Origin of the sequence: Cupriavidus pauculus (assembly GCF_022179805.1) — a bacterium.
In the GTDB taxonomy this organism is placed as follows: Bacteria; Pseudomonadota; Gammaproteobacteria; order Burkholderiales; family Burkholderiaceae; genus Cupriavidus; species Cupriavidus pauculus_E.
Genome location: NZ_BPUO01000003.1, coordinates 186826 through 204599, shown reverse-complemented (window position 1 = coordinate 204599; position 17774 = coordinate 186826). Strand labels below are relative to the sequence as shown.

The following is a 17774-nucleotide window of genomic DNA, read 5'->3' as shown; positions in this document are numbered from 1 at the left end:
TGGATCGGTCAGGCGACGCGGCGCAGCGGCAGGTTCTTCTGGCCGGACTGGCGGTTCGGCAGCATGCCGTGCGCGGCCAGCGTCTCGTCCGCGCTGTCGTACCACGTGCCGATGCGGTAGATGCGGCGCGCTTCCTTGCCCGACGCAATCTCGCGGCCCAGTTCATGCGCCACGCGCACGCATTGCTCGATCTGCTGCACCGACGTCATGCGGTTGCCGTGCTGGTCGATGATCGTGTCCTCGATGCCGCAGCGCGGGTGCAGCCCCATCGCCATGGCCATCATGTTGAACGGCAGCACGTTCTTGAGCAGCGACTCGGCGGTCAGCGTGCAGCCGTCCGGCGCGCGATGGATGAAGTTGAAGAAGTTGAACGGATTCGGGCCGTCGAAGCCGCCGCCGATGCCGATCCACGTCAGGTTCAGCGGCCCCTTGTACGCCCCGGCGCGCACCATGCGTTCGAGCGTTTCCAGCGCGTGGATGCCGGTGAGCTGGAAATGCGGCTGGATGCCCGCGGCCGACAGGCGGCGCAGGTGTTCCTCCACCCAGCCCGGGCCGGCCGGCACGGTCATCTCGCGGTAAGCCTCGATGTACGCCGGGTTGGACAGCGATGTGCCGGCCAGGTACTCGGGGTACAGCAGCTCCATGATGTTCATCTGCGTGGTGTTGATGGCCACGGTCACCTGGTCCGGCGCGGGCGTCAGGTTCGCCAGCATGTGACGCGTGTCGTCGGATAGCCACACGGCGGCCTGGCCTTCGTTCTCGGGGGCGAACGAGATCGAGCCGCCCACCTGGATGATCATGTCGGGAACGGCAGCGCGCACGCCGGCAATCAGCTCGTTGAACTTGGACAGGCGCTTCGAGCCCTTGCCGTCCAGTTCGCGCACATGCAGGTGCAGCACGGTGGCGCCGGCGTTGTAGCAGTCCACCGCCTTCTGTACCTGTTCTTCCATCGTGACGGGGATGTCTTCCGGAAAGTCCTCGGGCATCCACTCGGGGCCGTACGGGGCCACGGTGATGACCACCTTGTCCATGTTCTCGGGGTGCAGGGAATCGTCGAGGAACTGCATCTGTGTCTCCTGTTTTGTAGGGTGTGTGCCAGTGCCCGAAGTATCGGCGAACGGTGCGCGGCAATTTGACGATCGGGGACGCTGGATTTACATTTCGGGACACTCCGGGAAAACACGATGTCCTACTTTCTGCGCAGCGCGAGCCTGACCAACTACGTGGATGTGGCGCGGGCTGTGGGGCTCGATCCCCACCAGATGCTGCGTGCCGCCAGGATCAGCCGCAACGCGCTGCTGGACCCCGATATCCGCATTCCGGCGGCGCTGGTGGACCGGCTGCTGGAGGCATCGGCCAGCGCTGCAAACGTGGACGACTTCGGGCTGCGCATGGCCGAGCTGCGGCAGTTCTCGAACCTGGGGCCGCTGGCGTTCGTGGTGCGCGAGGAACCCACGCTGCGGCGCGCGCTGGAGTCGATGGTGCGGTACATGGGCCTGCAGAACGAGGCGCTGGCCATGCGCGTGGAAGAGATCGACGACATTGTGCTGATCCGGCTGCATATCCTGACCGATACGGGCGGCGCGTCGCGGCAGGCCACGGAACTGGCGGCGGGGGTGATGTTCCGCATGCTCACGCTGTTCCTGGGGCCGGCATGGCGCCCGCGCAGCATCTGCTTCACGCATACGGCGCCCGACAGCCAGACCACCTGCCTGCGCGTGTTTGGCATGCCGGCGCTGTACAGCCAGGACTTCGACGGTATCGTCTGCGTGGCGAGCGACCTGGAGGCGCCGCTGCCTTCGTACGATCCGGTGATGGCGCAGCAGGTGAAGCGCTACCTGGGCACGCTGCTGGCGCAGTCGGACACCAGCATGACCGACAAGGTGCGCAAGCTCGTGCATGCGCTGCTGCCAAGCGGCATGTGCTCGGTGGACCGCGTGGCGCAGCAGCTCGGCGTGGACCGTCGCACCGTGCATCGCTGGCTGGCGCAGGATGGCGTGACCTATTCCGATATCGTCAACGAGGCGCGTGCCAGCCTGGCCACTCGCTATATCGCCAACCGCGCGCGGCCGTTGTCGGAGGTGGCTACCCTGCTGGGCTTCTCGTCGCTGAGCGCGTTCTCGCGCTGGTTTGCGGCGCGGTTCGGCTGCAGCGTGTCGAAGTGGCGGGCCGGACACGGCACGCCGGACGATGCCGACGCCTGACAGCAAAAAAGGCCACGCCGGCACGCAATGCCGGTGTGGCCAAACGAAGCGCGGCGCGTGCCACCCAAGGGGTACGCGTTCATCCAGGCGGCAGCGCCGTCCCCCGCATGAACTCAGAACTTGTGGCGAATGCCCACGGCCACGCCAAGCATGTTGCTCTGGCCGTTGGCCAGCGCGTAGCTGTTGCCCAGCGACAGGCTGTTGGCGTAGACCGTGCCCAGCGATTCGAGCATCAGGCCGGCGTTCTTGGCGTAGGCCGTGGACAGGTAGAGGTCCGTGCGCTTGGAGAACGAATAGTTGGCCACGAAGGCAATCTGCCACGGGTTCGGGGCGTTGGCGCCGAACAGGTTCTTCATGTCGTCGTAGTTGTATTCGAGCGTCAGGCCAACCGCCGGCGTGACCTGGTAGTTGGCGCCGATCCAGTAGAAATCATCGCGCTGGATGATGCTGCCCGCCGCGTTCTTGTTCTGTCCCCAGCGGTAGCCGCCCATGATCTTCACGGTGTTGTTCACTGTGTAGCTGGCGCCCACCGCGGCCTTGCGCATGGTGCCGCTGCTGGCGCCGATGGTGGGATTCCACTGGTCGTAGCCAACCGTCACGCCAAACGGGCCGCCCGAATACGCCACGGCGGCGCCATACGCGGTGTCGCGACGGAACGCGCCCGGCACTTCGCCGTTGCCGCCGATTGGCGTGGGGATGCCCACCGATGCCGGCAGCGCCAGGCCTGTGCCGAACGACCAGTGCGCCAGCGCGGTCACCGGCCCGAACTGTCCCGTGTACTTGATGGTGTTGTCCTCGCGGAAGTTGGCGCCCGATTGCAGCACCACCGGTTCGTATTGCGTGGCGTACGCGGTGGGCGAGAAATTGGCCAGCGCCTCGAACATCGACGTGTACTGGCGGCCCAGGCTGATCTGCCCGATGGCCGCTTTCTGCACGCCCACGAATGCCTGGCGCCCAAACAGGCGGCCGCTCTGCTGCATCGTGCCGCTGTCCAGGTTGAAGCCGCTTTCCAGCACGAACAGACCCTTCAGGCCACCGCCCAGGTCCTCGGTGCCACGCATGCCCCAGCGCGAGCCGGCCATGCCGCCCGAGTTCATGCGGTATGCGTTGTTGGATGGCCCCGGGTTGAAGCCGTTGGCCGCCGTGGGCACGGCGCCAAGGTGATTCACATATTCGACGTTGATGTCGGCCACGCCATACAGCGTGACGTTCGATTGCGCGAAGGCGCCGCCCATGCAGGTGAGCAGTACGGCCGCGGCCATGCCCTTGTAATTCATGAAACTGTCTCCGTGTGGTCTTGTGTTTTGAGGGTTTGCTGCGTGGGTAATGGGGGGATGCGAGGGCGCGTTTCAGCGTGCCAGCCGCGCCAGCAATGGCATGGCGTCGGGCCACGGACCGAAGCCGGCGGCTGGGTTCAGATGGCCGACGTGGCCCAGGTCCACTATTGCGCTGCCCCAGTCGCGTGCCATGCCGGCAGCGCGTTCGTACGATGCGAGCGGATCGTTGCGGCTGGCGGCGAGCAATGTGGGGAACGGCAGCGGCGTGCGTGGCACCGGCAGCCAGCCGTGGTGCGCCAGCGTGTCGATTTCAGGGTAGCCGGTGGGCATGGGTGATTCCAGGTCGGCGGGGGTGGCCAGCAATGCGCCAACGATCTTGCCGGGTGCCAGGTGGCGATGCAATTGCCGGGCCCAATGCCCGGTGATCATCACGCCGGCACTGTGCGCGGCCAGCAGCACCGGGCCGTCGATGGCGGCAAGTGCACGGTCGAGTGCCGCGATGCGCGCGCCGCAACTGAGCTTGTCGTGTTCGAGCGGCGACACCGACGCAACGGGTTGCCGCATGGCGTGCAGATCGGCCTGCAGCAGGGTCTGCCAGTGGTCGGGCACGTATTCGCGCAGGCCGGGCACCAGCAACACGGTGGTATCGGGGGACAAGGCGGGGGACAGGGACATGTTGTTCTCGACGGGTTTGGAACGGTGTCGCCGCATTCACGCGGAGCGGCGGCGCTGGCCTAGCCGTTGCACGTCCGCCGCGTAGGTGCGGCGGCCGGCCAGGAAGCAGAAGGCGGCGATCAGGCCGGTCAGCGGCAGCCACTGCAGCGCGGCGGCCAGGCCGATGTGATCGGCCAGCACGCCTGTGAAGAACGGTCCCGGCGCCAGGCCAAGCAGGTTGTTGGCCAGCGTCAGCGTGGCGAACGCGCTGGCGTGGATGCTGGGATCGGTGAGGTTGGCCACGGCGGCGCTGGCCGGGCCCGCGCTGCCGCCGGCCAGCATCATGCCGGCCGCCACCAGTGCCAGTTGCGCGGTGCCCGGCGGCAGATGGAACGCGGCGCCCAGCAGTACGAAGCAGAGCACGCTGTACGTCACGGCCATCAGCCATTTGCGTGCGGGCCTGGTGCGTGCCACGCGGTCGGTCAGTGCGCCGCACACGATCATGCCGGCACCACCTGCCAGCACGAAGCCCGCGGCGCCTAGGCCGGCATGCTCGGTGCTCATCGCGTAGTAGCGGCCCAGGTAGCTCGGCATCCACGCCAGCAGCGACCCCATGACCAGCAGTTGCAGCGCGCTGCCCGCATAGGCGCACAGGATGGATCGTGACGCGAACAGCGCGTTGCACAGCGCACGCAGCGGCATGGCGCCACGTGGGGCTTCGACAGTGGCTGGCTCGCCCAGTGCGGCACGCTGGGCCTGCAGGCGCGGCTCGGTGACGACGAGGCGATAGAAGCCCACCATCACCAGTCCGAACAGCGCCATGCCCGCAAACGCGAAACGCCAGCCGAGCCAGGCCGAGATCAGGCCGCCCAGCGCCATGCCCAGCACCGATCCGAACGCGCCGCCGGCGATGAATGCGGCACTGAGACTGGCGCGCAGGTGGCGCGGAAAGACGGACAGGACCAAGGCGATGCCCACGCTGCCGTAGGCGGCTTCGCCGATGCCCACGCAGAGCCGGGCAACGAACATCTCGCCATACGAACTGGCCACCGCGCAGCCCAGCGTGGCCAGGCTCCACAGCGCGGCCATCAGCGTCAGGCTGCGCACGCGGCCCCAGCGGTCTGCCAGGATCGACAGCGGCAGCGTCAGCAGGCCCACCATCAGCGCCACCACGCCGCCCAGTGCGCCAAGGCTGGCATCACTGAGCGCCCATTCGGCCTTGAGCAGCGGAAACAGCGCATTGAGCACCTGCCGCGACATGTAGTCGCTCAGCAGCAGGCCGAAGCTCAGCGCAAAAACCAGCCACGGATAGTGGCGCGAGGCGCGGCGGGTGCCGGCCGATGTTTGAGGATGCGTGGAACGAAGTCCCGACATGACACCATCTCCTAGATACCTGTACCGTTCGCGGTCAGGCTGCGACGAGCGAAGTATCTAGGAATGGGGGCTTACGGTTTGACTATCCGGGACATCCTTTTTGCTTGACGGGACAGTGCGGGAAAACCCCGCCGACCAGCATGGACGATATGGCGGGCAGGCCGCGGCGAGGTCGATCTGCCCGGCTGCCTCGTGGGTCCAGGCGGTGAACGTCTCGAAGACGCGGTCGACCAGTGCGATGCAGTGTTGCCGTTCAGCGTGATGCTGGCCAGCGCGCGGTGGTCGGCGTGCTGCATGTGGCCCGATTCGAGCGCGAAGTGGTAGGCGCCCAGGTAGCGCAGTTCGGCGCCGATGCGCAACTGGACGGCCTCGGCCAGCGGCGTGGTGAGCGAAAAGAGCACGTTGCCGGTTTCCTCGATGGCCTCGATCACGGCCAGGCGTTCCGGGCCCTGGGCATCGGCCACGATGGCGCACAGGTCGTACATCAGCACGCGGCTGCGGTGCGTGTCTTCGCTCCAGAGCATGCGCATGGCATCGGTGGCCGACGTGGCATGGTCCCAGCCAAGTTCCTCGAAGTCTTCGAGATACCAGGGCCAGTGGTGGTCGTCTTCGTACGTGTGGGCGTTGACCTGTTCCTGATACGCGTCGCGCGGTGGATCGCGGCGCAGGACGTAGCGGTTCAGGTCGCCAAACGCCATGACGAAGAACGCGAAGCCGCGCATGAAGGCCAGCCGTGTCTGTGGCGGCAGGCTCTGATCGCGCATGCGATCGAATAGCGGCAGCCTGGCGTAGGCCAGCTTCCTGCGCATGATGTGTGCGAGCACGTCTTTCATCGGCAACTCTCCATGCGTCGGATCGAACAACGTTGCGCTGGAGTCTATGAAACGGTCGTGCAAAGTTCAATTCAGTCCTGATGGACTGCGGCCACACTGTCTGCGCATACGCTGTCGGCGGGGCTACAGTCCATGTGATCAGCGTTTCGACGTCACGAGCAGCACCACGAGCGCGACCACGGCCAGCCCGCTGCCAGCAGCCACCACGCCGTGCCAGCCGGCATGCGTGTACAGCGCGCTGGCGGCGGCCGAGCCCACCGCGCCGCCGGCGAAGATCGCCGTCATGTACAGCGCGTTCAGGCGAGCGCGGCTGTGGGCGTCGAGCGCGTAGACCGCGCGCTGGCCCAGCACCATGTTCATCTGCACCGCGAAGTCGAGCACGACGCCGGTCAGCGCCAGGCCGTACAGCCCGGCCGGACCGTCCACGAGGCCGGGCATGAACGACAGCACGGCGGCGATCAGTGCCGCGAACGACGCCACGCGGGTGTGGCCGGCATCGGCGAGCCGTCCCGCGATGGGAGCGGCCACGGCGCCCAGCGCACCGACCAGCGCGAAGATGCCGATCTGCGACTGGGACAGCCCATGGCGGCTGGCCAGTTCCAGCGGTACGGCGGTCCAGAACAGGCTGAACGCGGCAAACAGCAGGCCCTGCAGCAGCGCGCGCTGGCGCAGGACGGCGTAGCGCGTGAACAGATGCCACAACGAGGCCAGCAGGCTGCCGTAGCTGGCGCGGTGCTGGGGCACGCGGCGCGGCAGCGTGATCATGATGATGGCCACGGTGACCAGCGTCATCGCGGCTGCCACCAGGAACACTGCGCGCCAGCCCAGGAACTGGGCCGCCATGCTGGACAGCGGACGCGACAGCAGGATGCCGGACAGCAGGCCGCCCATGATCGTGCCGACAGTACGGCCACGCAGCGCCTCGGGCGCCAGGTGCGCGGCCAGCGGAATCAGGATCTGCACGCTGACCGAACTCAGGCCCAGCAGCAGCGATACCAGCAGGAACGGGCCGGGATGCGACGAGAGCGCGGCGCCGACCAGGCTCATGGCGGCAGCGATGCCGCTGATGGCAAGCAGGCGGCGGTTTTCGAGCAGGTCGGCCAGCGGCACCAGGAAGAACAGCCCGATCGCATAGCCGATCTGGGTCAGCGACACGATGATGCTGGCGCTCTGCGCGGACAGGCCCACGGCCGGCGCGATCAGCTCGATGATGGGCTGCGCGTAGTAGAGGTTGGCCACCAGTACGCCGGCGCACAGCGAGAACAGGGCGACCAGCGCGCCGGACATCGGCGCGACGCCGGGAGACGCTACGTTGGGAGAGGTTTGGGTTTGCATGACTCTGGACATGTGTTTACGTGTGTCCAGAGCGTAGGTGCCGCGCGGCGTTGCGGGAAGCACAATGCGGCGCAACTCAGCGTTGCGCCCCGCGCAAAGCGTGCGATGCCGCAATCAGTCGCGCGTTGCCGTCGGGCCGGGCAGCGATGCCAGAAAGTCGAGGAAGGCCGCGATGCGACGCGAGCCGCGCTGGTTCGGCAGGTACAGCGCGGTGACGACCGAGCTGGACTGGTTCGGCGTGACCGACCAGTCGTCGAACAGCACGCGCAGCCGGCCCGCGGCGATATCGCCATCGACCAGCCAGTCGGGCAGCAGCGCAATGCCGCCGCCCGCCAGCGCCATGTCGCGCAGTACCTCGATGTTGTTGCTGCGGAAATGGCCGTTGACGGGGACTGCAAGCGGATCTGCGTCGGTGGCGGTGTCGGTATCGTGGCGGCGGAACGTCCATGCCTGCTCGCGCGCCCCGAAGCTGAAGCGCAGGCAGCGATGGTTGACCAGGTCGGCCGGCTCGCCGGGCACGTCATGCTGATCCAGGTAAGCGGGACTCGCGACCACCAGCCGCCGAAAGCGCCCGACTTCGCGCGCGATCACGTTGTCGTAGTCCGCCGCACTGCCGAGCCGCACGGAGACGTCCACGCGCGCGCCGAGCAGATCGACGATGCTGTCGGTCAGTTCGACATCGAGTTCGAGCTGCGGATGGCGCGCCATCCACGCACCGAGGTACGGCGAAATGCAGCAACGCCCGAACGCCACGGGCAGCGACACGCGTAGCTGCCCGACGGGCTGGTCGCCATGGTCGGCAATCGATGCATCGGCTTCGGCCACCGCTTCCAGGATCTGGCGCGCATGCTGGTAGTAGCTGGCCCCCGCCTCGGTGACCGTCACCTGCCGCGTGGACCGGTTCAGCAGCACCGCGCCAAGCGATGCCTCCAGGCCGTCCAGCGTGCGCGTGACCGACGACGTGGCCAGGTTCATGCGGCGCGCGGCAGCCGAGAAGCCCTTGGCATCCACCGTCTCGACGTACATCCGCAGCGCGAGCAGCTTGTCCATGGTTCGGGATCAGCCCTTGCTGAAGATGCTGTAGAAATCGGGCGCGCCCGATTCGCGCACGGTCAGGTCCAGCGAGCCTTCGATGTGGGCCAGGTGCTCGGACATGATGGCCTGTGCCTGGGCGGCATTGCGCTGCTCGATGGCGTCGACGAGCACGCGGTGTTCGTCCTCGGGGCAGGCTGGCGCACCGGGCCGGTCGTAAAGCGTGATGATCAGGCAGGTCAGCGACACCATCTCGCGGATCAGTTTTTCGAGGATCGCATTGCCCGCCATCTCGGCCAGCACGATATGGAACTCGCCGGACAGGCGGATCACGGCCGCGCGGTCGCCGCGGGTACGGGCATCGTCTTCCTGCTTGATATGCCGGCGCAGCGTGCGGATCTGGGTGGCGCTGGCCGTGGTGGCCAGCAGGCCGGCCAGCTCGGGCTCCACCAGCCGGCGCGCCTGGAAGACCTGGCGCGCTTCCTCGATGCTGGGGCTGGAGATAAACGCGCCACGGTTGGGTACCAGCGTGACCAGCTTCTCGTGGGCCAGCCGCGCGAACACCTGGCGAATCCGTGCCCGGCTGGCACCCGTGACTTCGCACAGCCGCTCTTCCACGAGCTTGGTACCGGCCAGCAGCCGGTGTTCCATGATCGCGTTCAGCAGGTCCTGGTAGATGCCTTCGTTGACGGACGATTCAGCGGCGTCGGCCGCCACGGCATCGGTGCCGTCCTGCAAGCCAGCCGATTCGGTATCGGCGGCTTTCTTGCGTCGGGTTGCCATTTTCGGAACGATATCTCGCGGTGTGTGGTGCGAGTGATGACAAAAATTGTGCATATCGTACACAAAAATGGTGCAGGGGCTGATTTGCGCTCTAGCTTTATTCCCCTATGTGGCTCCGCTTTCCCGCTGGGAGAGGGGCTGGGGGTGAGGGCGTTGAGGTTCTGCTTGCCGACTGGTCGCAATTTGCACCGCCAGGCCCTCACCCCCAACCCCTCTCCCGCGATGCGGGAGAGGGGAGCAAACATACGCAAGGCGAAAGCGTTTCTAGCCGTTCAAAGCATAGTGACTCAACATCCCCGCATAAGCCTTCGGCAGCGGCCGGGCCCAATCACCACGCTTGCTCGTCGCCAATCGTACTGAAACCAGCGCCTCGGCCATCTTGACCGCGCAGGTCACGCCGTCGATGACCGGGGCGCCGATGGCGTCGGCGATTTCCTCGCAGAGGTCGGTCATGCCGGCGCAGCCCAGCACGATGCAGTCGCTGCGGTCCTCGGCCAGCGCCTGGCGGCAGGCGTCGGTGATGATGCGGCGGGCGTCGGAGCCCGGCTTTTCCAGGTCCAGCACGGGCAGGTCGCTGGCGCGCACGTTGCGGCAGAAGCGTTCCATGCCGTAGCGCTCGGCCAGGTGCCAGGCGATATTGCAGGTGCGGGACAGCGTGGTGACCACGCTGAAGCTGGTGCCGATGAAGCTGGCGGCGTGCATGGCGGCCTCGGCGATGCCGATGACCGGGCCGCGCGCCAGTTCGCGGGCGGCGTACAGGCCGGGGTCGCCAAAGCAGGCAATCACGTAACCGTCGATGCCTTCGCGCTCGCCGAGCATGATCTCGTCCAGGATGCCGGGCACGCTCAGCGCCTCGTCATAGTGGCTTTCGATCGACGCCGGGCCCATGCGCGGGCTGACCGCCACGATGCGGGTGTCGCTGCTGGCCACGGCCCGGGCGCACTGGCCGATCTTCTCGGTCATGCTCTGCGTGGTGTTCGGATTGATGATCTTGATTTTCATGGTGTCGTTCACGGGGAAATCAGTCCTGGTGGGCGTCGGCCACATGGCTCGGCATCATCCGCACGGCAAGCACGCGGTACAGGACCAAAGCAATGCCCATGCCGATGAACCAGCTGTAGTTGGCCAGCCACTGCCAGGTCGGGATCACCACGCACAGCACCGGGACGATGGCCGACGGAATCATGGTGGCCACGGCGGTCGGGTTATAGCCCCGGCTGTACCAGTAGCGGCCGGTCTTGCGCATGGTGTAGAGGTCGTCCACCACCACGCGCTGGCGGCGCACCAGGAAGAAGTCAGAGATCAGGATGCCGAACAGCGGGCCGATGAACGCGCCCAGCACGTCGAGCGTGTAGTGGATCATCGTCGGGTGGTTGTACAGGTTCCACGGCGTGATGAAGATCGACGCCACCGCGGCGATCATGCCGCCCGTGCGCCAGCTGATGTGCTTGGGCGACACGTTGGAGAAGTCGAACGCAGGCGAGACGAAGTTGGCCACGATGTTGATGCCGATGGTGGCGGTCATGAACGTGAACGCGCCCAGCAGCATCGCAAACGTGTTGTCGATATGGCTGACGGTCTCTACCGGGTCGGTGATCAGCTTGCCGAACACCGGCAGCGTGGCCGACGTGGTCACCACCACCAGCAGCGAGAAGCCCAGGAAGTTGATCGGCAGGCCCCAGAAGTTGCCGCGCTTCACCGACTTGAAGTCCTTGGCATAGCGCGAGAAGTCGCCGAAGTTCAGCATCGGGCCCGAGAAGTACGACACCACCAGCGCAATCGCGCTGAGCATCACGGGCACCGCATCCCAGCCCTGGTACTTCAGGAAGCTCAGCGTGAAGTTCACGTTCTCGATGCCGGCCTTGTTGATCAGCCAGATGGCCAGCGCGATCATCACTACGTACACGGCGGGGCCGGCCCAGTCGATGAACTTGCGGATGGTCTCCATGCCGGTCCAGAACACCAGCGCCTGGAGCACCCACAGCGTCATGAACGCGGCCCAGCCCAGCGTGGAGAGCCCGGCGAAGCCGTGCTGCTTCAGGTCGGCATACGGTGCCAGCCATGGGAAGAAGTGCAGCGCCAGCACCAGGAAGGCGCTCGATGCCAGGTAGGTCTGGATGCCGTACCAGGCCACCGCGATCAGGCCGCGGATGATGGCCGGAATATTGGCGCCCAGCACGCCGAACGACGCGCGGCAGATCACCGGGTACGGGGTGCCGGTGACCTGGCTGGGCTTGGCCACGAGGTTGCAGAAGAACTGCACGATCAGGATGCCGATCAGCAGCGCCACCAGCACCTGCCAGCTCGACAGGCCCAGCGCGAACAGGCTGCCAGCGGTGATGTAGCCGCCCACGCTGTGCACGTCGGACATCCAGAACGCAAAAATGTTGTACGTGCCCCAGGTCTGCTTGCGCAACGGGGCAAGGTCTTCATTGGTCAGCCGCTCGTCGTAGCCTGGCTTGATCACGGCGTTGCTTTCGGGGGCGTGCGTGCCGATGGTATCGACGGCGGGTGAAGCTGTCACTGGCATTTGGTGTCTCCGTTGGTGGCCCCGCGTACATGCACGGGTCATCGCTGATTTCGTTGTGACTACAAAATTGTCTACAAAATCGTTTTTGTTTGTGTACGAAGTTGTAGATCACGGAAAATGGATTGTCAACATAACGCCCGGCTGATGCGGGTAGATACCTAGCGGAGGGTGACGCGGGCGGCTTGTAACTTTTACGGACGGCCTTGTGGGCGGCCCGTGGGGTGCGGTCAATTCCACACAAAGCGGGCAGGCAGCACGGGCCTGTGCCAAAATCCGCGCATGCCTTCTGGCGGAGCAAGCATGGTTCACGATTCCACGTCCGCGCCGGTTGCACTGGCGGCGGATTGCGCCAAGGAACCGATACATATTCCCGGCGGTATCCAGCCCCACGGCTTTTTGGTCAGCGTCGATGCCGCGGGCACCATCGTCCAGGCCAGCCGCAACACGGCGTTGCTGGCGGGCAAGGACCCTGATCAGGCCGATCAACTGCTGGGCCAGCCGCTGGCCGCGCTGATTGGCGACGGCGCCCGGCTGGCGCTGGACGCGCTGGCCACGTTGAACATCGAGGGCATTCCGCTGTACGCCGGATCGATCGAGGATCCGCGCGGCCGGGCCGATGCCGCTACCCGCAGGTCGCCGCTGGCCATCGTGGTGCATGTATGGCAGGGCCTGCACATCGTCGAGTTCGAGCCCGCGCACGGTACTGCCGATGTGTTCGCGTCGATCTACCCGCTGGTGCGCACCTTCATCAACAGCCTGCAGGCCGTGGACAACGTGGACGGGCTGGCCCGGCTGGCCGCCGAGGAAGTGCATCGCATCACGCGGTTCGGCCGCACCATGGTGTACGCGTTCGACGAAGAAGGGCACGGCCACGTGCTGGCCGAGTCGCTGGACCCCGGCTACGCGAGCTACCTGGGCCAGCGCTTTCCGGCATCCGACATCCCGCAGCAGGCCCGCGCGCTGTACGTGCGCAACCGTATCCGGCTGATTGCCGACGCCGACTACGTGGCCGCCCCACTGGTGCCCGCGCAGCACCCGGACACCGGGAAGCCCACCGACCTGACCTACGCATCGCTACGCAGCATCTCGCCCGTGCATGTGCAGTACATGAAGAACATGGGCACGTGGGCGTCGATGTCGATGTCGATCGTCGTGCGCGGCCGCCTGTGGGGATTGATCTCGTGCCACCACGACACGGCGCGCGTGCCGTCGTTCGAGGTGCGCACCGCGTGCGAGCACATCGCGCAGGTACTGTCGCTGCAGGTGGAGGCCAAGGAGGACCACGCCGAGGCCAGCTACCGGCTGGCGTTGCGCCAGCGGCAGGCGCGGCTGCTGGCATCGATGGCCAATACCGATGACTTTGTCGATGCGATCCAGGCCGAGGGCGACGACCTGCTGGCACTGGTGGGCGCCACGGGCGCGGTGGCGGTGTTCGAAGGGCGCATCGTGCGGTTTGGCGACGCGCCGCCGGACGAGGTGGTAGAGAAGTTGCTGACGTGGCTGGATACGCGCGGTGACGACGTCCACGCCACCGACCATCTGGCCGAGGAGTGGCCCGAGGCCGCCGCGCAGGGCGCGGGGCCAGAGGCGGCGGGCATGCTGGTGGTGCCGCTGTCGCGCCTGTTCCGCAATTACGTGATCTGGTTCCGTGGCGAGGTAGTGCGCACAATCCGCTGGGCGGGCGATCCGCGCGCCAAGCTGTCGGGACTGTCGGTGTCGCTGTCGCCACGCGAAAGTTTCGAGGTCTGGACGCAGACCGTGCGTGGCAGGTCTGATCCGTGGCGCGCGGCCGAACTGGAGATCGCCACGGAGTTTCGCGGGGCGTTGCTGGGCATCGTGCTGCGCCGCGCCGAGGAACTGGCGCAACTGGCGCTGGAGCTTGGACGCGTCAACCGCGAGCTCGAAGGGTTCTCGTATTCGGTGTCGCATGACCTGCGCGCGCCGCTGCGCCATATCGTCGGATTCGCCGATCTGCTGCGCGAGATGGACCAGAGCCGGCTGTCGGACCGTGGCCGGCATTTTGTCGAGCGCATCATTGCGCAGGCCCGTTTTGGCGGCAAGCTCGTGGACGACCTGCTGGCGTTTTCGCAGATGGGCCGCGCGGCCCTGCGGCCGCAACGCGTGGACCTGCGCGCGCTGGCGGAGCGCCTGCTGGCGGAGGAATCGAAGGAGATCGGCACGCGCCGGCTGCAGTACAAGGTCGGAGCGCTCGGCGAAGTCACTGCCGATCCGGTGCTGATGGACGTGGTGTTGCGGAACCTGATCGCCAACGCGATAAAATTCACCGGCACGCGCGGCGTGGAGCCCGACGCGGCGGCTGCGACCATCGAGGTCGGCATGCAGCCGGGCGAGGGCGAACTGGCCGGCCAGGATGTATTCTTTGTCCGCGACAATGGCGTGGGTTTCGACATGCGCTACGCCGACAAGCTGTTCGGCGTGTTCCAGCGCCTGCATCGCGTGGAGGAGTTTCCGGGCACCGGTATCGGCCTGGCCAGCGTGCGGCGCATTGTGGAGCGCCATGGCGGCACTGCCTGGGCCGAGGGCGAGATGGATCGCGGGGCCACGATCTGGTTCTCGCTGCCGCGCGATTTCGTGCCCGAAGGGACGACTGGCGTCAACGAAACCGCAGCCGAGGCCGCGGCCCGCCTTGCCGCCGTGTCGTCGGGCCAGCCTTACCGGCCAGTGCTGAAAGATGCAAAAAACTTGGAGAGCGAGCGTGCTGAGGCCGATCCTGCTGGTGGAAGACAATCCTGACGATATCGAACTGACGCTGATCGCGCTGGAGAAGAGCCGGCTGGCCAACCCGGTGGTGTCCGTTCGCGACGGCGCCGAAGCACTCGACTTCCTGCGCCGCGAGGGCGCCTATGCCGACCGTCCGGAAGAAAATCCGGCGGTGATCCTGCTGGACAAGAAGTTGCCCAAGGTGGATGGCCACGAGGTACTGCGCGCGGTGCGCGCCGACGACCAGCTTCGCCGCGTGCCCGTGGTGATGCTCACGTCGTCGCGAGAGGAACGCGATCTGCTGAAGAGCTATGACCTTGGCGTGAATGCCTACGTTGTGAAGCCGGTGGAGTTCGACGACTTCATGGATGCGATCAATGATCTGGGGGTGTTCTGGGCGGTGTTGAATGAGCCGCCGCCTTATACGCGGTGATGCGCGTTGAGGCGAGGTGATTTTGCTGACTGACCAGTTTGCTCCCCTCTCCCACATGTGGGAGAGGGGAGCAAAACCCAAGGGATCAGCTTTGCACCTGCCCCGCCACCGGCAGGCGCACCCGGAACGTCGAACCCTTTCCCAGCCCCTCGCTGTGCGCGGTGACGCTGCCGTTGTGCATCAGCACCAGATTCTTGACCATCCACAGTCCCAGCCCAAGGCCCGGCGCGCGGTTGGCGTGATCGCGGTGGGCCTGCTCGAACCGCTCGAAGATCCGTTCCAGGGCCTCTGGTGAAATGCCCACGCCGGAGTCGCGCACCGACATCACCGCATGTTCTCCATCGGCCGATACGGTCAGCTCCACGGTGCCGCGCTCGGCGAATTTCAACGCGTTGGTCAGCAGGTTCAGCACCACCTGCTTGAGCCGGTGTTCGTCCGCCATGACCGGGCAGGGCAGGGCGGGCGTCACCACCAGCGTGACGTTGCGCGATTCGGCGTCCAGGCGCAGGTCTTCGGCCACGGTGGCCGCCAGGGCCGCCATGTCCAGCGGGCGCAGGTCCACCGACAGCTTGCCGGTGGCAATGGCGCCGCTGTCCAGCAGGTCGTCGACCATGCGGGCCAACTGGCGCGTATTGCGTTCGATGACCTCTGCGGCGCGTTGCACGTGGGTCGGGTCGGTGCCGCGCTTCAGCAGCGTGGTCCACCACAGGATGGCGTGCAGCGGCGAACGGAGTTCATGGCTGACCGCCGCCACAAAGTGGTCCATGGCGCGGGCGCCGCGCTCGCTGACCTCGCGGGCGCGCTGCTCCTCCTCGGCCACCGCCTGGTAGTGGAGTTCGGACGCCTTGCGTGCCGTGATGTCGATCGTGAAGCCGATCAGCGTCTGCGCCGAACCGTCGTCGAGAAAGTGGGCCGCGCCGCGCGACATCAGCCAGTGCAGGGTGCCGTCCTGCCAGATCACGCGGTACTCGACCTCGAAATGCGTGCGCGACGCGATGGCATGGTCCATGGCGGCGCGCACACCGGCACGGTCGTTGGTGTGCATGAGTTCACCAAACACCCGCGCCTCGTCGATGGTGTCGTCGGCGCGCAATCCCATGTTGGCCTTGCATTGGTCGGTGCAGACCATGAAGCCGGTGGCCATGTCCAGCTCCCACGCCCCGACCTTGGCAAACGACAGTAGCTGTTCCAGTTGCTCGCGGTGGGTTTGCAGCGCGGCGTTGGCTTCCTGCACCAGCACCTGCCGCAACCTGGCCTGCGACCGTAGCTTGGCGTGCTCGCGCCGGTTCTGCTCGGTCTGCACGATCTGGTCGGTGACATCGGTGACCTGCAGCACGAATGCCGCGCCCGCGGCATCGGCATCCGCCAGCCGTGTCGCCTTGGCTTGCCAGTAGCGCTCGCCGTTGCCGCTGCCGGCCGGATGGCCGTCGTAGCGGATCAGCGGCGACATGCGCGATTCGCCTTCGGCCAGGTTGTCGAGCGTGGCCAGCAGCCATTCGCGGCGCGCCCGCATCTGGGCTTCGGACTGCGTCGGGTTGATGTCGAACACCGACTTGCCGATGACATCGCCGCGCGTGCGGCCCGCCATGGCCAGGTAGCGCGTGTTGGCCTCGACCACCTCGTGCCGCGCGTTCAGTACCAGGTAGGACTCGGGCAGGGCGTCGAACAGCGATGCGGTATCGAGCGAAGGGTCTTGCGAGCGTTGGAGTTCGGCGCCTTCCATCGTGCGGTTCGCGCGGTTACCGGGCACCGGCGGTGGCGGGCACACGATCGAGCAGATCCTCGAACGCCCGTTTGGCGCCAGCGCAGGCCTGCGCGATCTCGGCAGGCTCGCGCACATTGGCGCGCAACGCGTGGATGAACTGTTGCCAGCGCGGCCCGGGCGTTCTGCCGGCACCCAGGTACTGCAGCGGATGCGGCGCCAGACGTTCGGCCAGTTGCCGGTACAGCACGGCACCGCCCAGCTGCGAGCCCTCGATGACGTAGCAGAGGCCCCAGCGGTAGGCGGCATCGGCGGGCAGCGTGCCGACGTCGATGTCGGGCACCGTGACGCCGCCCGGCGGTGTCGCCGGATGCGCCAGGTCCTGGCGCAGGATCGGCGTGCGCATCGCGGCCGGCAGCAGCGCGGGGTCTTGCGGGCCATCGCCGAACCCGGCCAGCCACGTTTCCAGTGGCGCCAGCCACGCGCGCAGGATCAGCAGGTGATCGCGATAGTCGTCCAGCGTGGGCGTGCCGTGGGACAGCGGCATGGCGCGGTCCAGCTTGTCGTGCAGGGCGGAGGTAGCGGTGCGCAGCGAAGCCAGCACATCGTGAGATGGGGTCGAGTGTTCAGTCACGCGGGTGATGATCCGATGGTCCTGAAAGTCGCGCCATTGGTGCTTGCGCCGGTGGGCCGTCTTCGTCAAACGCGCACGAGGACAGCAAGCCCACATCGTACAGGACTCCACCACCGGCAGCGTATTTGCGGCGTTTCATGCCTATCGCACGGGGCGGTTCCGCGGCGTCCGATGACGGGGCCATGACAATTGCGTCATGCGCGGCACACCGCGGATGCCGACCATAGAATGGCCCGTACCGCGCCCCGTGCGCAGCCGTCCG

The 17774-nt window shown here is 66.6% G+C and carries 14 protein-coding genes and 1 pseudogene; 3 read left to right on the top strand and 12 right to left on the bottom strand.

Translation table 11 applies throughout. The features are described 5' to 3' along the window. Positions 1 to 8 precede the first annotated feature (8 nt). Complete coding sequence (locus tag MFF62_RS07085) at positions 9 to 1067, bottom strand: beta-keto acid cleavage family enzyme (protein ID WP_238261593.1); 1059 nt, start codon at positions 1065 to 1067, stop codon at positions 9 to 11. Between the two features lie 117 nt (positions 1068 to 1184). Between MFF62_RS07085 and MFF62_RS07080 the strand changes: the two genes are divergently transcribed. Continuing rightward, a complete protein-coding gene (locus MFF62_RS07080; RefSeq protein WP_238261591.1) occupies positions 1185 to 2204 on the top strand; it encodes an AraC family transcriptional regulator in 1020 nt (339 codons plus the stop codon). A 113-nt stretch (positions 2205 to 2317) separates the two neighbouring features. Here MFF62_RS07080 and MFF62_RS07075 read toward each other — a convergent pair whose 3' ends face one another. From MFF62_RS07075 to MFF62_RS07035, 9 genes and pseudogenes are all read right to left on the bottom strand, one after another. Next, on the bottom strand, positions 2318 to 3481 hold the full coding sequence (locus tag MFF62_RS07075; RefSeq protein WP_238261589.1) for a porin: 1164 nt from the start codon (positions 3479 to 3481) through the stop codon (positions 2318 to 2320). Positions 3482 to 3553: 72 nt separating this feature from the next. Next, positions 3554 to 4156 carry an RBBP9/YdeN family alpha/beta hydrolase gene (locus MFF62_RS07070; protein ID WP_238261587.1) on the bottom strand — a complete coding sequence of 201 codons (603 nt, stop codon included), beginning with the start codon at positions 4154 to 4156 and terminating at the stop codon, positions 3554 to 3556. Positions 4157 to 4192: 36 nt separating this feature from the next. Beyond that, positions 4193 to 5509 (bottom strand): MFS transporter, encoded by a 1317-nt coding sequence (locus MFF62_RS07065; RefSeq protein WP_238261585.1) that lies wholly within the window; start codon positions 5507 to 5509, stop codon positions 4193 to 4195. A gap of 153 nt (positions 5510 to 5662) precedes the next feature. Further along, positions 5663 to 6342 (bottom strand): annotated as a pseudogene (locus tag MFF62_RS07060) (hypothetical protein); the annotation flags it as partial. Between the two features lie 138 nt (positions 6343 to 6480). Then, a complete protein-coding gene (locus MFF62_RS07055; protein WP_238261583.1) occupies positions 6481 to 7677 on the bottom strand; it encodes an MFS transporter in 1197 nt (398 codons plus the stop codon). A 114-nt stretch (positions 7678 to 7791) separates the two neighbouring features. Continuing rightward, complete coding sequence (locus tag MFF62_RS07050) at positions 7792 to 8727, bottom strand: LysR family transcriptional regulator (protein WP_238261581.1); 936 nt, start codon at positions 8725 to 8727, stop codon at positions 7792 to 7794. A gap of 9 nt (positions 8728 to 8736) precedes the next feature. Then, positions 8737 to 9492: a GntR family transcriptional regulator gene (locus MFF62_RS07045; RefSeq protein WP_238261579.1), complete on the bottom strand. Its 756-nt coding sequence runs from the start codon at positions 9490 to 9492 to the stop codon at positions 8737 to 8739. Between the two features lie 264 nt (positions 9493 to 9756). Further along, the gene (locus MFF62_RS07040; protein WP_238261577.1) at positions 9757 to 10494 is read right to left on the bottom strand and encodes an aspartate/glutamate racemase family protein; all 738 of its coding nucleotides are present in this window, start codon (positions 10492 to 10494) and stop codon (positions 9757 to 9759) included. Between the two features lie 19 nt (positions 10495 to 10513). Continuing rightward, on the bottom strand, positions 10514 to 12022 hold the full coding sequence (locus MFF62_RS07035; protein ID WP_238261575.1) for an NCS1 family nucleobase:cation symporter-1: 1509 nt from the start codon (positions 12020 to 12022) through the stop codon (positions 10514 to 10516). Between the two features lie 300 nt (positions 12023 to 12322). Here MFF62_RS07035 and MFF62_RS07030 point away from each other — a divergent pair, with 300 nt between their 5' ends. Both MFF62_RS07030 and MFF62_RS07025 read left to right on the top strand, forming a co-directional pair. After that, positions 12323 to 14776 (top strand): ATP-binding protein, encoded by a 2454-nt coding sequence (locus tag MFF62_RS07030; RefSeq protein WP_238261573.1) that lies wholly within the window; start codon positions 12323 to 12325, stop codon positions 14774 to 14776. Then, on the top strand, positions 14739 to 15176 hold the full coding sequence (locus MFF62_RS07025; RefSeq protein ID WP_238261572.1) for a response regulator: 438 nt from the start codon (positions 14739 to 14741) through the stop codon (positions 15174 to 15176). Before MFF62_RS07030 ends, MFF62_RS07025 begins: the two co-directional genes overlap by 38 nt. A gap of 85 nt (positions 15177 to 15261) precedes the next feature. Here MFF62_RS07025 and MFF62_RS07020 read toward each other — a convergent pair whose 3' ends face one another. Beyond that, complete coding sequence (locus MFF62_RS07020; RefSeq protein WP_238261570.1) at positions 15262 to 16944, bottom strand: sensor histidine kinase; 1683 nt, start codon at positions 16942 to 16944, stop codon at positions 15262 to 15264. Further along, entirely contained in the window at positions 16916 to 17512 is a 597-nt protein-coding gene (locus MFF62_RS07015; RefSeq protein WP_238261568.1) for a biliverdin-producing heme oxygenase, read from the bottom strand. The genes MFF62_RS07020 and MFF62_RS07015 overlap by 29 nt, the downstream gene beginning before the upstream one ends. Positions 17513 to 17774: the final 262 nt, after the last annotated feature.

Excerpts from the sequence above, each read along its gene's own strand:
- MFF62_RS07075 (WP_238261589.1), bottom strand. The coding sequence starts at position 3,481 with ATGAATTACAAGGGCATGGCCGCGGCCGTACTGCTCACCTGCATGGGC.
- MFF62_RS07080 (WP_238261591.1), top strand. The coding sequence starts at position 1,185 with ATGTCCTACTTTCTGCGCAGCGCGAGCCTGACCAACTACGTGGATGTG.
- MFF62_RS07055 (WP_238261583.1), bottom strand. The coding sequence starts at position 7,677 with ATGCAAACCCAAACCTCTCCCAACGTAGCGTCTCCCGGCGTCGCGCCG.
- MFF62_RS07065 (WP_238261585.1), bottom strand. The coding sequence starts at position 5,509 with ATGTCGGGACTTCGTTCCACGCATCCTCAAACATCGGCCGGCACCCGC.
- MFF62_RS07070 (WP_238261587.1), bottom strand. The coding sequence starts at position 4,156 with ATGTCCCTGTCCCCCGCCTTGTCCCCCGATACCACCGTGTTGCTGGTG.
- MFF62_RS07050 (WP_238261581.1), bottom strand. The coding sequence starts at position 8,727 with ATGGACAAGCTGCTCGCGCTGCGGATGTACGTCGAGACGGTGGATGCC.
- MFF62_RS07035 (WP_238261575.1), bottom strand. The coding sequence starts at position 12,022 with ATGCCAGTGACAGCTTCACCCGCCGTCGATACCATCGGCACGCACGCC.
- MFF62_RS07030 (WP_238261573.1), top strand. The coding sequence starts at position 12,323 with ATGGTTCACGATTCCACGTCCGCGCCGGTTGCACTGGCGGCGGATTGC.
- MFF62_RS07045 (WP_238261579.1), bottom strand. The coding sequence starts at position 9,492 with ATGGCAACCCGACGCAAGAAAGCCGCCGATACCGAATCGGCTGGCTTG.
- MFF62_RS07040 (WP_238261577.1), bottom strand. The coding sequence starts at position 10,494 with ATGAAAATCAAGATCATCAATCCGAACACCACGCAGAGCATGACCGAG.
- MFF62_RS07085 (WP_238261593.1), bottom strand. The coding sequence starts at position 1,067 with ATGCAGTTCCTCGACGATTCCCTGCACCCCGAGAACATGGACAAGGTG.